Raw genomic sequence first — 14,376 nt, 5'->3', positions numbered from 1 at the left:
GCGGGGCCGGATGCTACGCCCCGCACCGTAGCATCGGCCCGCCTCGTCGCGCAGGCTGCGGTGCATGGACCTGCTGCATTCGCTTCCGACCCTCGGTGCCATCCTGGGCACCTTCCTCCTGGCGGGGCTGGTGAAAGGCGTCATCGGCCTTGGCCTGCCCACCATTGCCATGGGGTTGCTCGGCACCCTCATGCCACCGGCCGAGGCAGCGGCGCTGCTGGTGCTGCCCTCCCTGGTGACCAATTTCTGGCAGTTCATGGGCGGCCCCGCGCTGCCGCCCCTGCTGCGCCGCCTGGGCCCGATGCTGGCCGCCGTGGCCCTGGGCACGCTGGCCGGCGTCTGGGCGGGGCTGCTGCCGGGGCGCGGCGGCGCCACGGTGGGACTGGGCGCGGCCCTGCTGGCCTATGCGGCCTTCGGCCTGCTGCCCCTGCGCCTGCCCGCCGTGCCGCCGCGCGCGGAACCCTGGGCCGGGCCGCTGATCGGCCTGCTGACCGGGCTGGTCACGGCCGCCACCGGGGTCTTCGTGCTGCCGGCAGTGCCCTACCTCCACGCTCTGGGATTAGAACGGGACCGGCTGGTGCAGGCGCTGGGCCTGTCCTTCACCGTCTCCACCCTGGCGCTGGCGGCGGGGCTGGCAACCGGCGGCGGCTTTGGCGGCAATGCGCTGGGTGGCTCGGTGCTGGCGCTGATGCCGGCGCTGGCGGGCATGGCGCTGGGTGGCTGGCTGCGCGGCCGGGTGGCGGCCACCACCTTCCGCCGTTGCTTCTTCGGCGGGTTGCTGCTGCTGGGGGCGCATCTGGTGTGGCAGGGGGTGGGAGCGTGAAGGCCGGGGAATGAATTCCCCGGACCCCTTCTTTCTTCTTCCAGTTTTTGGGGCGCCATCAGCGGCAGCTGGTTCGGCTTGCCTGGCCTTCGTTGAAAAACATCACAGCGCGCTTGTTGGCCGTCAAAGCTTCAGCTAGAAGAAAAAAAGAAGGGGGTCCGGGGGAATTCATTCCCCCGGCCTTCCTGGTTCAATGCGTCACCCCCGCGCGCCGGGCCGCTTCCCGCAGGTCCTGGACGAAGGCCTCGTACTCATGGCGCTTCTTGTCCGCGTCCGGGATGCGCAGCAGGAAGCTGGGATGCACCGTCAGGAAGACGTCGCGTCCTGCCGGGCCGGGCATGACCTCGCCACGCGCCTTCAGCACCGGCACCTTGCGCCCCAGCAGCGATTGCGCCGCCGTGGCGCCGAGCGCCACCAGCAGGCGTGGGCGGACCTGCTTCACCTCTTCCAGCAGGAAGGGGCGGTAATGGGCGATGTCGCCCGAATCGGGCTTCTGGTGCAGGCGACGCTTGCCGGTCTGGGTGAATTTGAAATGCTTCACCGCATTGGTGACATAGGCCTGGGCGCGGGTGACGCCGGCTTCCGCCAGGGCCTGGTCGAAGAGCCGGCCGGCGAGGCCGACGAAGGGGCGGCCGGCGCGGTCCTCCTCATCCCCCGGCTGTTCGCCCACGAACATCAGGGGCGCGCCGGCGGGACCTTCCCCCGGCACGAAGGTATGGCCCTCGGCCCAGGGGGCCATGGGCCGGGCGAGGGGGCTGTCGGGCTGCGCGGGCTGGCTCATGCAGGGCCAACCGCCGTCCCGGCGCCGGGTTGCGGCATGGTGCGTGAGCGGAAACGGTGCCGCGCAGCCTTCCCCGCCCGCGGGCGGGCTGGTAGATACGTCGGCTCTTTCGCTCACAACCGCGGGCGCGCCTGCCGCGCCCGCATCGCGCACGGGGTTGCACAAGCCATGAAGTTCTCGGTGGATCGGGCCGTGCTGCTCAAGGCCCTGGCACATGTGCAGAGCGTGGTGGAGCGCCGCAACACCATCCCCATCCTGGCCAATGTCATGCTCTCCGCCCAGGACGGCGCGCTGACCATGACCGCGACGGACATGGAGATCGCGATCGTCGAGGCGGTGCCCGGCGTCACCGTCACCCGCGCGGGCCGCACCACGGCGCCGGCCGCCACGCTCTACGAGATCGTCCGCAAGCTGCCGGATGGCGCCAAGGTGGAGCTGGACCACCCGGGCGGCGACGCGCCGCTGGCGCTGCGCGCCGGCCGCTTCGCCACCTCGCTGATGGTGCTGCCGGTGGAGGACTTCCCCTCCATGACCGAGGGCAAGCTGCCCTATGGCTTCGAGCTGCCGGCGCTGACGCTGCGGGAGCTGGTGGACCGCACCAAGTTCGCCATCTCCACCGAGGAGACGCGCTACTACCTCAACGGCATCTATATCCATGCCACCGAGAGCGACGGGCAGAAGGTGATGCGCGCCGTCGCCACCGACGGCCACCGCCTGGCGCGGGTGGAGGAGCCTCTGCCGGAAGGCGCGGCCGACATGCCGGGCGTCATCATCCCGCGCAAGACGGTGAACGAGATCCGCAAGCTGGCCGAGGAAAGCCACGACCCGGTCGAGATCAAGCTTTCCGACACCAAGATCCGCTTCACCTTCGGCTCGGTGCAGCTGACCTCCAAGCTGATCGACGGCACCTTTCCGGAATATGACCGGGTGATCCCGCGCGGGAACGACAAGATCCTGACGGTGGACAAGAAGGCCTTCGCGGAAGCCGTGGCGCGCGTGGCGGCGATTTCTTCCGAGCGGTCCCGCCCGGTGAAGCTGTCGCTGAAGCCCGACAGCCTGACCCTGACCGCCAGCAGCCCCGACCAGGGCCAGGCGGAGGAGGAACTGGACGGCGACAACGTGTCCTACAACGGCACGGGCATCGAGATCGGCTTCCAGGCCCGCTACCTGTCCGACATCACCGACCAGATCGCCGAGAAGGTGGAGTTCCGCTTCGCCGATGGCTCCGCCCCCACGGTGGTGGTGGATGCGGCCAAGCCTGAGGCGCTTTACGTGCTGATGCCGATGCGCGTCTGAACCCGGCCCCCGCAAGAGGGAGGGGCGAGCTTCAGCTTGACCAAAGACACAGCGGCGTGAGGGGCCATGACCCTTCGCGCCGCTGCTTCGTTGTGTGGGTGTCCCACCAATCAAGCGGAGGCCACGTATCCATGTTCATGCGCATCGACAAGCTTCAGGCGGCGCTCCCGGCACCCAAGCGGCAGGACCCCAACGCTGCGGCGGCGTTGCAGGAGCTGTTGGGCGGCAAGTACGGCGAGATGTCGACGCTCGGGAACTATATGTTCCAGAGCTTCAACTTCCGCTCCAAGGATAACCTCAAGCCCTTCTACAGCCTGGTCGCCTCCATCACGGCGGAGGAGCTGGGGCATGTGGAACTGGTGAGCAACGGCGTGGCCATGCTGGCCAACGGCCCGGACAAGCCGGGCGGGGACAGGGGCGATGGCGGCGACATCTCCAAGACCCCCATGGAGGCGATGAAGGATATCCGCTCCTTCGCTTCCTTCGCCTCGGCCGGTGGCGGCGCATTGCCGGTGAACAGCAATTCCATGTCCTGGAACGCCGACATGGTGACCACCACCGGCAATGTGGTGGTGGACCTGTTGCACAACTTCCACCTGGAATGCGGCGCGCGCCTGCACAAGCTGCGCGTCTATGAGACCCTCTCCGACCCCACGGGCCGCGAGGTCTGCGGCTATCTGCTGGTGCGCGGCTCCGTCCACGCCCATGCCTATGCGCTGGCGCTGAAGAAGATCACCGGCGTCGAGATCGAGAAGTTCCTGCCGACGCCGAACATTCCGCTGAGCAAGATTCCGGAATGCCAGAAGTACCTGCAGGAAGGCTCCCACCGCCGGCTCTATACCTGGAGCCCGGCCGACTACAGGGAAATGGCCGGCATCTGGGAAGGCGAGCACGCGCTGCCGGGCGACCCGCCGGGCGAGCTGGAAGTGGTGGACGGCCTGCCGGAAGGCGGCAAGATCCATCAGCTGACGGGCGTGCCCTCGGCCTTCACCCCGGACTACGCGCCGGAGGAGATGTTCGAGATCGCCAGCAAGCTCTACCAGAAGTCGCGCTGATCCCCGCCTGAGGCGGCGGAGAGGGGCGGTCCCGGCGACGGGGCCGCCCTTTGCGCGTCAGGGTTTGGCGCTGAGGCGGAAGATGCGGTTGCCCACGTCATCCGCCACCAGCAGGCCGCCCTGGCTGTCCACCGCCACCCCCACCGGGCGGCCGCGGGCATTGCCCTCCGTGTCCAGGAAGCCGGTCAGCACATCCACGGGAGCGCCGCTGGGCTTGCCATCCGTGAAGGGCACGAAGATCACCTTGTAGCCGCTGGCCGGCCGCCGGTTCCACGAGCCGTGCTGGCCGATGAAGGCGCCGCTGGCGAAGGCGGGGCCAAGCTTCGCGCCCTCGGCGAAGGCCAGCCCCAGCGAGGCCGTATGGGCGCCCAGCGCATAGTCCGGCACGATGGCGCGGGCCACCAGGTCGGGCTGCTGTTCCTTCACCCGCTCATCCACATGCTGGCCGTAATAGCTGAAGGGCCAGCCGTAGAAGCCGCCATCCCGCACCGAGGTCATGTAGTCCGGCACCAGGTCGCTGCCGATCTCGTCCCGCTCGTTCACCGCCGTCCACAGCACGCCGGTGGTGGGCTCCCAGGCCAGGCCATTGGGGTTGCGCAGGCCGGTGGCGAAGAGGCGGTGCTCGCCGGTGTTGCGGTCCACCTCCCAGATCGCGGCACGGCCTTCCTCGGCCGCCAGGCCGTTCTCGCCCACATTGCTGTTGGAGCCGGTGGTGACATAGAGCCGGCTGCCATCGCGGCTGGCGATCAGGTTCTTGGTCCAGTGGTGGTTGATCGGCCCGCCCGGCAGGGCGACCAGCTGCCTGCCGGGCTCCGTGATGCGGGTCTGGCCGGGCTCGTAGGGGAAGCGCAGCACAGCATCGGTATTGGCGACATAGAAATCGCCCTCCACCAGCGCCATGCCGAAGGGGGAGTTCAGTCCTTCCAGGAAGGTCTCGCGCAGCTCCGCCACGCCATCCCCGTCGGCGTCGCGCAGCAGGGTGATGCGGTTGGCGCTGGGGGTCTTGGCGCCGGCGCGGTCCATCACCAGCCCCATCACCCAGCCACGGATGCCGCCGCCGTCCTCCGGCTTGGGCGGGGCGTTGCTTTCGGCCACCAGCACATCGCCATTGGGCAGCACGTAGAGCCAGCGGGGGTGGTCCAGCCCGGCGGCGAAGGTGGTGACCTGCAGGCCGGCGGCCGGGCTGGGCATGACACCCTCGGGCCAGCCCTTGGCCGGGGCGATGTTGACGGTGGGGATCACCGAGCTGCGCGGTGCCGGCAATTGCGGGTTGGGGCCGAAGCCGGCTTCGGCGGGCAGTTGCGCTTCGTCGCCGCAGGCGGCGAGGGTGGCCAGCAGGGCCAGGGTGGACAGATGGGCACGACGCATTGGTCTGGCTCCGGAACGTCTCGCCACGATAACGCTGCGGCCGCCCCGGTGGCTGCGCCCTCCCGCTCAAGGGGGTGCGATGCTATATCCTGGGGGTGACTCCCCCCGCACTCCGTCTGACCCGCCTGATGCTGCAGGACTTCCGCAGCTATGCCGAATTGGACCAGCCTGTTTCCGGCCGCCTCGTGGTGGTGGCGGGCGCCAATGGCCTGGGCAAGACCAACCTGCTGGAAGCCATCAGTCTGCTGGGCCCCGGCCGCGGCCTGCGCGGTGCCAAGGGCGCCGAGCTGGGCCGGCGGGAGGGTGCCCAGGGCCTGTCCTGGGTGGTTGCGGGGCATTTCGACGGGCCTGAGGGCGCCGTGGTGATCGGCACCGGCGCCGAGGCAGGGCAGGACCGCCGCACCTTCCGCCTGGATGGCGGCCCCGTGCGCAACCAAGCCGAGATCGCCCGCCATGCCGCCGCGCTGTGGCTGACGCCGCAGATGGACCGGCTGTTCCAGGAAGGCGCCTCCGGCCGCCGCCGCTTCCTGGACCGCCTGGTCTGGGCGCTGGAGCCCAGCCATGCGCGGGACGTGGCGGCGCATGACACCGCCATGACCCAGCGCAACCGCCTGCTGGCCGAGGGCCGGCGCGACGCCCGCTGGCTGGCGGCGCTGGAGGATACCATGGCCCGCCATGCCGTGGCGGCGGTGGCGGCCCGCCGTTCCCTGGCGCTGCGGCTGAACGGCGCGCTGGCGGCGGGCGTGGCCGGCGCCTTCCCGGCGGCGCGGCTGGACCTGCTGGACCCGATCGCCGCCGCGCTGGACGAACAGCCCGCCCTGGCGGTGGAGGACGCGCTGCGCGAGGCCTTGGCCGCCGACCGGGCGCGGGACGCGGCGGCCGGTGGCGCGCGGCAGGGTGCCCACCGCACCGACCTGCGCATGGTGCTGCTGCCCAAGGAGATTCCGGCCGAGCTGTGCTCGACCGGCGAGCAGAAGGCGCTGCTGGTGGCGGTGGTGCTGGCCCAGGCGGCGCTGGTGGCGGCGCATCGCGGCTTCGCGCCGCTGCTGCTGCTGGACGAGGTGGCGGCCCACCTGGACCCGGGCCGGCGGGAGGCGCTGTTCGCGGCGCTCACGGCCCTGCCGGCGCAATGCTTCCTGACCGGCACCGAATTCGCCCCTTTCGCGCCGCTGCACGGGGTGGCGGAAGCCTTTCTGGCACGCCCCGGCGGGCTGATTCCTGCCGATTTGCCCGTGCCTCAAGCGGCAGAAAATGCTATAAAATGACGTTTTCCAGCCTTATCCGAGTTTCAGGAGTTTCCCGCCGGCATGAGTGAGCCCGTGAGCGCGCCGTCCTCCCCACAGGCGGACGCCTATGACAGCGCCTCCATCACCGTGTTGCGCGGTCTGGAAGCAGTCCGGAAGCGGCCCGGCATGTATATCGGCGACACCGATGACGGCTCGGGCCTGCACCACATGGCCTTCGAGATCATCGACAACGCGGTGGACGAGGCCCAGGCCGGCTATGCGGACCGCTGCGACGTCATTCTGAACGTCGATGGCAGTGTCACGGTGCGCGACAACGGCCGTGGCATTCCCACCGACATGCATGCCGAGGAAGGCGTCTCCGCCGCCGAGGTGGTGCTGACGCGCCTGCATGCCGGCGGCAAGTTCAACCAGAATTCCTACAAGGTCTCCGGCGGGTTGCACGGCGTCGGCGCGGCGGTGGTGAACGCGCTGTCCGAATGGATGGACGTGCGCATCTGGCGCAACGGCAAGGAGCACTTCATCCGCTTCGAGCATGGCGACACCGTGAAGCCGCTGGAAGTGGTCGGGCCCTCCGACCGCCCGACGGGCACCGAGGTCACCTTCAAGCCCAGCAGCGGCACCTTCACCAAGACCGAGTACGACTACGCGATCCTGGAACGCCGCATGCGCGAGTTGGCCTTCCTGAATTCCGGCCTCGCCATCAACCTGCGCGACGACCGCGTGGCGACCGAGGAGACGCCGGCCAAGGAAACGCATTTCCTGTTCCATGGCGGCCTCGTCGCCTTCGTGGAATGGCTGGACCGCTCCAAGGAGCCGATCTTCAAGCCGCCGCTGAGCCTGGTGGCCAAGGATGACCAGATCGGCATCAAGGTCGAGCTGGCCATGTGGTGGAACAACACGCCGCATGAGCAGGTGCTCTGCTTCACCAACAACATCCCGCAGCGCGACGGCGGCACCCACCAGGCCGGCTTCCGCCAGGCGCTGACGCGCATCGTCTCCAAATACGCCGAGGACATGGCGAAGAAGGAGAAGGTGGAACTCTCGGGCGAGGATATGCGCGAGGGGCTGACGGCGGTGCTCTCGGTCAAGGTGCCGGACCCGAAGTTCAGCTCGCAGACCAAGGACAAGCTGGTCTCCTCCGAGGTGCAGCCGGTGGTGCAGGCGGCCGTGGCCGATGCGGTCAGCCACTGGTTCGAGACGCATCCGAAGGAAGCCCGAGCGGTGCTCGACCAGGTCGTGCTGGCCGCCGCCGCCCGCAAGGCGGCGCAGCTGGCGCGCGACAAAGTGGGCCGCAAGAACGCGCTCGATATCTCCACGCTGCCCGGCAAGCTGGCCGACTGCCAGGAGAAGGACCCCGCGCAGTGCGAGATCTTCCTGGTCGAGGGTGACTCGGCCGGTGGTTCCGCCAAGCAGGGCCGCGACCGCCGCTTCCAGGCCATCCTGCCGCTGAAGGGCAAGATCCTGAACGTGGAGCGCGCGCGGCTGGACAAGATGCTGTCCTCCGCCGAGATCGGCACGCTGATCACGGCGCTGGGCACCGGCATCGGCACCGGGCCGATCGACCGCGGCGGCTTCTCGGCCGACAAGCTGCGCTACCACCGCATCGTCATCATGACGGACGCGGACGTGGATGGCTCGCATATCCGCACGCTGCTGCTGACCTTCTTCTTCCGGCAGATGCCGGAGCTGCTGGCGCGCGGCCATCTCTACATCGCGCAGCCACCGCTCTACCGCGCCAAGCGCGGCAATGAGGAACGCTACCTGAAGGACGACAAGGCCCTTGAGGACTTCCTGCTCGAAAAGGCGCTGCACAACGCCAAGCTGACCTATGCCGATGGCACGGTGCTGGAAGGCGAGGCGCTGCATGAGCGGGTGGAAACGCTGCGGCAGGCCGCCGGGCGCATGCGCCGCCTCGCCAACAACGTGCCGGCGGAACTGGTGGAGCAGGCGGCCATCGCCGGCGCGCTGACGCTGGATGCCACCAAGGCCGATGCGGCGGCGCAGGTGCTGGCGCGGCGGCTGGATGCCATTTCCCTGCCGACTGAGCGGGGCTGGAAGGTTTCGGGCGGCACCAACCTGACCATGGCCCGCACCGTGCGCGGCGTGGCCGAGAAGCACACGCTGGATGCCGCGGCGCTCCGCAACGGCGATGCCCGCTGGCTGGATGAGCGGCGCGAGGCGCTGGGCAAGTCCTGGGCCGAGCCCGCCACCCTGACGCTGGAAAGCACCAGCAGCACCGTGGGCGGCCCGCTGGCGGCCTTCGACCGCATCATCGGCCAGGGCCGCAAGGGTCTGGCGATTCAGCGCTTCAAGGGCCTGGGCGAGATGAACCCCGACCAGCTCTGGAAGACCACGCTGGACCCGGCGGCGCGCACCCTGCTGCGCGTGCGCGTCGACGACGTGGCGGATGCCGAGGAAGTCTTCTCCACCCTGATGGGCGATGTGGTCGAGCCGCGCCGCGAGTTCATCGTCGGCAATGCACTGAAGGTCGCCAATCTGGACGTCTGAGGTCCAGGGGCGGCAGGCGGAAAATCGTGACAGCGTCCGGCGGCGGTGCCTTCAAGGCACCGCCGCTGGCGTTTCCGGGCTCCCCCACGGTGGGGCGCGCGCTGTATCGGGAAGGAATGCCGCCTCAGGCCCGGCCATGCAGCCGGGCCGCGTCTTCGGTGCTGCTGGCCCTGGGCCAGCAGCGCGCTCAGGGCTTCAGCAGGGCCGCGAGCTGCGGCACATAATCCTGCCCATGGCCGCTGGAGACTGCGCCATCGAGCGTGCTGCCCACCGCATCGGCGATGGCGCGCGGCATGCCGGAGGCCTCGGCCGCCTGGCGGTAATAGCCGAGGTCCTTGGCCGCATTGCTGATGGTGAAGGGCATGGAGGCCGGGTTGCCTTCCAGCAGGAAGGGGGAGATCCGCTGCAGCGCCGTGCCGCCGCCGCCGCCCTGGGCCAGCACGTCGATCAGCGTCGCCATTTCCAGCCCGGCCTTCTGGCCATGCGCCGCCACTTCGGCCAGCAGCGCGACAAAGCCGAGCGAGACATAGTTGTGCATCAGCTTCATCAGGTGGCCGGAGCCGACGCCGCCGATATGGGTGATGTTCTCGCTGAAGGTCTGCAGCAGCGGGCGGAGCTGCTCCAGCAGCGCCGGCTCGCCGCCGATCAGCAGGTTCAGCGTGCCGGCGCGGGCATGCTGCGGCAGGCGGGTCATGGCCGCGTCCAGGAACTGCCCGCCCGCGGCAGCCACCGCCTCCGCCATGCGGCGGCTGGATTCCGGCAGCGCGGTGGAGCAATCGACCACGATGGTGCCCGGCCGGAGGTGGGCGATCACGCCGTCGTCCCCGGTCAGGATCGCCTCCACCTGTGGCGAGCCGGTGACGCAGAGCACGATCACGTCGGCGGCCTGCGCGACATCGGCGATCCGCGCCGCCACCTGCACGCCCATCTCCCGCAGGTCATCGGTGGGCTGGTTGCCGGGATGGTCCAGGATGGTCAGGCCATAGCCGGCCTTGGCGATGTTCCAGGCGATGCCGTGCCCCATGAGGCCGATGCCGATCATGCCGATCGCGGGCTGCTTGCTCATATCCACTCCCTGGTTCATGGGCTCGCCGCCGGGCCGGCTGGCATCGCCGTTCTTTCTCGCCACAGTGTAGCCATGTGCGGCGCAGTGGCCAGGGGGCACCCGGCCCGGTGTCAGGGCAGGGGGCCGGTCCGGAACAGGGATACCCGCAGCCCGCCATGCGGCACCGGCGCGCCGGGCGACAGGAAGGGCAGCCCGGTGGCATGGGCCAGCTTGGGCTCGTTGGCGACGAGCCCGACGCGCCAGCCGGTGAAGCGGCTCGTCAGCACCTGCCCCAGGGCGCGGTACAGGGGCGAGAGCTTGCCCTTGTCGCCGATGCGGCTGCCATAGGGCGGATTGACGATCACGAGGCCGGGTGGCCCGGCGGGGGGCTGCGCCTCGCTGATCGTGGCCTGCCGGAACTCGGTGTATTCGGCGACACCCGCGCGCTCGGCATTGGCGCGGCTCATGGCGATGGCGCCGGCATCGCGGTCGCTGCCGTAGAAGCGGGCGGCCGGCACGCGCATGCTCTTCACCGCGCGCATGCGCTCCCAGGCCTCGGCGTCGAAGCTCGCGAGCTTCTCGAAGGCGAAGTGGCGGGCGCGGCCGGGATTCAGCCGGGCGGCGATCTCGGCGGCCTCGATGATGAAGGTGCCGGAGCCGCACATCGGGTCCAGCACCGGCTCGCTGCCGTCGAAGCCGCATTGCCGCAGGAAGAGCGAGGCCATGGTTTCGCGAATCGGCGCCGCGTTGATGGCTTCCTTGTAGCCGCGCTTGTGCAGCGGCTCGCCGGAGGTATCGACGCTGACCGTGCAGAGGTCGTTCTCGATGCGCACCATCACGGTGACCTCGGCTTCCTCCGACAGCGGCGCCCCCAGGGTTTCCCGGATGGCGGTCTCGATCCGCTGGGCCGCGGCGCCGCTGTGGTAGATGCGCGACCCGCTGCAGGAAGCCTCGACCCGGAAGGGGGTATCGGGGCGCAGGACGCTGCTCCAGGGCACGCGGCGGGCGCGGTCGTCGAGCTGCGCCAGATGCACTGCGCGGAAGGAATCGATGCGCGCCAGGACGCGCCCGGCGCCGCGCACCCAGAGATTCGCCCGCCAGACCTCCGGCCAGCCGCCGCGGGTGACCACGCCGCCGGGAACGGGCTTCGGCTGCTTGAAGCCCTTGGAGCCGACCTCGGCGCAGAGCACGGGCTCCAGGCCCGGCGCGGCCGCGAGGAATATCTCGAAATCACTGGTGTTCGTCATGTCGTCCGCAGGGCCGTGGGCAGGGTTGGCAGCGGTACCTTCGCCCGCCGCGGGGGCTAACCGAGAGGAACAGGAGCGCTGGCCCTCCCAGTAACACCCCCGGAGGGGAAGGGCCATCACGGCCGCCTGCCCGCGCCGGCCATGAAATTGCCCGGTCAAAGACACAATCCGGCGGCAGATGCCCCCGACGCCCCGGAAGGATACCAACAGGAATGCCCAGCGTACGCAGCCAGCGGGGCCTGGATTGGCTGACTTTTTTTGCCGCCGATGTGCAAACGGGCTTCGGACCCTTCATCGCCGTCTATCTGGTGGCCCAGGGCTGGAACGAGGCGCAGCTCGGCCTGGCCCTCAGCCTGGGCACGCTGACGGCCATGGCCGGGCAGGTGCCCGCCGGCATCGCCGTCGATGCCAGCCCCAACAAGCGGATGGCGGCCCTGCTGGCGCTGGTGGCCATCGCCGCCAGCGCGGTGCTGCTGGCGCTCTGGCCCTCCACCTGGCCGGTGATGGCCTCCGAGGTGCTGCATGGCGTCGCCAGCGCCGTGCTGGTGCCGGCCATGGCAGCCATCAGCCTGGCGATGGTCGGGCGGCACGCGCTCAGCCGCCGGCTGGGCCGCAACGGCCGCTATGCCTCCCTGGGCAATGCCTCGGCGGCGGGGCTGCTGGGGCTGGCGGGGGCCTATATCTCGCCCGCCTCGGTCTTCTGGCTGACGGCGGCGCTGGTGGTGCCCGCCATCATCGCGCTGCAAAGCATCCAGGCCAAGGACCTGGAGGAGCGGGTGCGCCGCAGCCGCACGCGTGGCAGCGGGGAGGGCGGGCTGAAGCGCCTGCTGCTGAAGCCCAGCGTGGTGATCTTCGCCGCCGTCTGCTGCCTCTTCACCGCCGCCAACGCGGCCATGCTGCCGCTCTCCGGCGCGCAGGTGACGCAGCAGTCGGGCTCCTACGCCAATCTGGTGGTGGCGGGCGGGCTGATTGCCTCGCAGATCATGGTGGCGGTGATCTCGCCCGGCATCAGCCGGCTGGCGGATGAGCGCGGGCGGCGCATGGTGCTGCTGGGCGGCTTGGCGGTGGTGCCGCTGCGCGGCGCGCTGCTGGCGCTGCTGGACGGGCAATGGGTGGTGCTGGCGGCGCAGGCGCTGGATGGCATCAATGCCGCCGTCTTCGTGATCCTGGTGCCGCTGATCGCCTCCGACCTCACGCGCGGCACCAACCGCTTCAACCTCTGCATGGGCATCTTCGGCCTGGCGGTGGGCATCGGCGGCACGCTCAGCACCACCGTGGCGGGGGCGGTGGCCACCTGGGTGGGGCCCAGCATCGCCTTTGCCGGCCTGGGCGTGACCGGCCTGCTGGCCTTCCTGCTGGTGCTCTTCTGGATGCCCGAGACCAAGGACGGCGCGGAGGACGACTAGCCCCGGCTGCTACGCCCCGATCTGGGCCTCGATTGCCGCCTTGTCGATGACCGACCAGACCGATGCGATCCTGCTGTCCCGATACGCGTAGAAGACATTCTCGGTGAAGGAGACCTGCCGCCCATCGACCCTCAGGCCAAGGAACCGGCCCCTGGGTGTGCAGTGGAACAGGAGCCGGGCCGCGACGCGCGGCGGCTCGCAGACCAGGAGGCCGATGCGGAAGCGGAGATCAGGGATTTCCTCGACGTCCTTGACGAGCATGTCGCGGTAGCCCGCGAGCCCGAGCGGGCGGCCGTTATGCTCGACATCGCCGCCGACATACCGGCCAAGCTCCGCCCAGTCCCGCCGGTTCAGGCAGTCGATATAGGCGCGGTAGAGGTCAGGGAGCGGCATGTCGGCCAAGCGAGGTACTCCTTGATCTGGAATCTGGGCGCCTGCGCCGGGTTGAGCCTCTCTCCACCTCCGGCCTGGGGAAAGGGGGCCTAGCCGACCGCCGCCTGTTGCCGCAGCGGCGCCAGCCCGCCGCCGCGCAGCAGGGCGCTGGGCAGCCGGTGGCCGACGATGCGCTCGGCCAGGGCGCCGGCTTCCAGCAGGGCCTCGAGGTCCACGCCGGTGCGGATGCCCAGTTCCTCGCAGAGCAGCACCAGCTCCTCCGTCGCGATATTGCCCGGGGCGCCGGGATGCGCGGCGAAGGGGCAGCCGCCGAGGCCCCCCACCGCCGCGTCGAAGGCGCTGACGCCCATGCGCAGCCCGGCATGGGCATTGGCGATGCCCAGGCCGCGCGTGTCATGCAGGTGCAACGTCAGGCGCGGCTCCGGCCAGCGCTCCCGCACCGCGCCCACCAGCCGTTCCACATGGCCGGGATTGGCCCAACCCATGGAATCCGCCAGCACGATGCGGTCGATGCTGCTGCCGGTTTCCTCCGCCAGGGCCATGGCGCCGGCCAGGGCCGAGACGGCCTGCGGCACCGTGACATCGCCCTGGAAGTTGCAGCCGAAGGCCGCCATGACGCTGATGCGCGTCACCGCCACGCCCTGCGCCCGGTGGGCCGCGATGCTGGTGCGCATCGCCTCCAGCTGCCCCGCCTGGTCTCGGTTGAGGTTGCGCTTCGAGAAGGCCTCGGAGGCGCTGATGCTGATGGAGCCGGTGATGGCCAGCCGGTCCCGGAAACGCAGCACGCGGTCCAGCCCCTTGGGGTTCAGCCAGAGCGCCACGTAATCCACGCCGGGGCGCGGCGTGAAGCCGGCCACCACATCCTCGGCATCCGCCCAGCCCGGCACCAGCTTGGGGCTGACAAAGGAAGCCACCTGGATGCGCTTCAGCCCGGTAGCCGAAAGGGCGTCGATCAGCGCGATCTTGTCCGCGGTGGCGATGGGTCCGGGCTCGATCTGGAAGCCCTCGCGCGGCCCTTCCTCCAGGATGTCGACGGTGGCGGGCAGGTCGCTCATGTCAGGCGCTCCTCGGGCAACGGGGCGAGGCGGGAATCCAGAGCCTAGTTCCCTGCCATGCATGCCGTTCTGTTGTGCGGAATGAAGTTCTGTTTGTTGAAGGATGGGTGGGGAAGGGCAGGCCGGTCAAGCCCGGCGGCGGCTGTGCCGGG

12 protein-coding genes are annotated in these 14,376 nt (G+C 70.0%); 6 read left to right on the top strand and 6 right to left on the bottom strand.

Annotated features, from left to right (window positions below; all coding sequences use genetic code 11):
* Nucleotides 1–64 precede the first annotated feature (64 nt).
* The gene (locus tag EBE87_RS00250) at nucleotides 65–823 is read left to right on the top strand and encodes a sulfite exporter TauE/SafE family protein (protein ID WP_122139807.1); all 759 of its coding nucleotides are present in this window, start codon (nucleotides 65–67) and stop codon (nucleotides 821–823) included.
* Nucleotides 824–1,013: 190 nt separating this feature from the next.
* On the opposite strand, the gene EBE87_RS00245 is transcribed toward EBE87_RS00250, so the two are convergent.
* On the bottom strand, nucleotides 1,014–1,604 hold the full coding sequence (locus EBE87_RS00245) for a UdgX family uracil-DNA binding protein (RefSeq protein WP_199707965.1): 591 nt from the start codon (nucleotides 1,602–1,604) through the stop codon (nucleotides 1,014–1,016).
* A 168-nt stretch (nucleotides 1,605–1,772) separates the two neighbouring features.
* Between EBE87_RS00245 and dnaN the strand changes: the two genes are divergently transcribed.
* Entirely contained in the window at nucleotides 1,773–2,900 is a 1,128-nt protein-coding gene (gene dnaN / locus EBE87_RS00240) for a DNA polymerase III subunit beta (protein ID WP_120640869.1), read from the top strand.
* Nucleotides 2,901–3,031: 131 nt separating this feature from the next.
* Nucleotides 3,032–3,955 carry a manganese catalase family protein gene (locus tag EBE87_RS00235; protein ID WP_120640868.1) on the top strand — a complete coding sequence of 308 codons (924 nt, stop codon included), beginning with the start codon at nucleotides 3,032–3,034 and terminating at the stop codon, nucleotides 3,953–3,955.
* A gap of 57 nt (nucleotides 3,956–4,012) precedes the next feature.
* Here EBE87_RS00235 and EBE87_RS00230 read toward each other — a convergent pair whose 3' ends face one another.
* Nucleotides 4,013–5,323 carry a PQQ-dependent sugar dehydrogenase gene (locus EBE87_RS00230; RefSeq protein WP_120640867.1) on the bottom strand — a complete coding sequence of 437 codons (1,311 nt, stop codon included), beginning with the start codon at nucleotides 5,321–5,323 and terminating at the stop codon, nucleotides 4,013–4,015.
* 128 nt (nucleotides 5,324–5,451) lie between these two features.
* Between EBE87_RS00230 and recF the strand changes: the two genes are divergently transcribed.
* Together recF and gyrB are read left to right on the top strand one after the other, a co-directional pair.
* The gene (gene recF / locus EBE87_RS00225; RefSeq protein ID WP_122139806.1) at nucleotides 5,452–6,588 is read left to right on the top strand and encodes a DNA replication/repair protein RecF; all 1,137 of its coding nucleotides are present in this window, start codon (nucleotides 5,452–5,454) and stop codon (nucleotides 6,586–6,588) included.
* A gap of 42 nt (nucleotides 6,589–6,630) precedes the next feature.
* Nucleotides 6,631–9,078, top strand: a complete 2,448-nt coding sequence (gyrB, locus tag EBE87_RS00220) for a DNA topoisomerase (ATP-hydrolyzing) subunit B (protein WP_120639388.1) — start codon at nucleotides 6,631–6,633, stop codon at nucleotides 9,076–9,078.
* A 187-nt stretch (nucleotides 9,079–9,265) separates the two neighbouring features.
* Here gyrB and EBE87_RS00215 read toward each other — a convergent pair whose 3' ends face one another.
* On the bottom strand, nucleotides 9,266–10,144 hold the full coding sequence (locus EBE87_RS00215; protein ID WP_120639389.1) for an NAD(P)-dependent oxidoreductase: 879 nt from the start codon (nucleotides 10,142–10,144) through the stop codon (nucleotides 9,266–9,268).
* A gap of 110 nt (nucleotides 10,145–10,254) precedes the next feature.
* Nucleotides 10,255–11,370 (bottom strand): THUMP domain-containing class I SAM-dependent RNA methyltransferase, encoded by a 1,116-nt coding sequence (locus tag EBE87_RS00210; RefSeq protein ID WP_120639390.1) that lies wholly within the window; start codon nucleotides 11,368–11,370, stop codon nucleotides 10,255–10,257.
* 212 nt (nucleotides 11,371–11,582) lie between these two features.
* On the opposite strand from EBE87_RS00210, the gene EBE87_RS00205 reads away from it, so the two are divergent.
* Nucleotides 11,583–12,776: an MFS transporter gene (locus EBE87_RS00205; protein WP_120639391.1), complete on the top strand. Its 1,194-nt coding sequence runs from the start codon at nucleotides 11,583–11,585 to the stop codon at nucleotides 12,774–12,776.
* 9 nt (nucleotides 12,777–12,785) lie between these two features.
* Here the strand turns inward: EBE87_RS00205 and EBE87_RS00200 are convergent, their stop codons facing one another.
* On the bottom strand, nucleotides 12,786–13,169 hold the full coding sequence (locus tag EBE87_RS00200; protein ID WP_120639399.1) for an ester cyclase: 384 nt from the start codon (nucleotides 13,167–13,169) through the stop codon (nucleotides 12,786–12,788).
* Between the two features lie 89 nt (nucleotides 13,170–13,258).
* Entirely contained in the window at nucleotides 13,259–14,224 is a 966-nt protein-coding gene (locus EBE87_RS00195) for a hydroxymethylglutaryl-CoA lyase (protein WP_120639392.1), read from the bottom strand.
* Nucleotides 14,225–14,376: the final 152 nt, after the last annotated feature.

Origin of the sequence: Teichococcus wenyumeiae (genome assembly GCF_003696345.1) — a bacterium.
GTDB classification, from domain to species: domain Bacteria; phylum Pseudomonadota; class Alphaproteobacteria; order Acetobacterales; family Acetobacteraceae; genus Pseudoroseomonas; species Pseudoroseomonas wenyumeiae.
The sequence above is the reverse complement of the archived record's forward strand: the minus strand, read 5'-3'. Positions and strand labels throughout refer to the sequence as shown.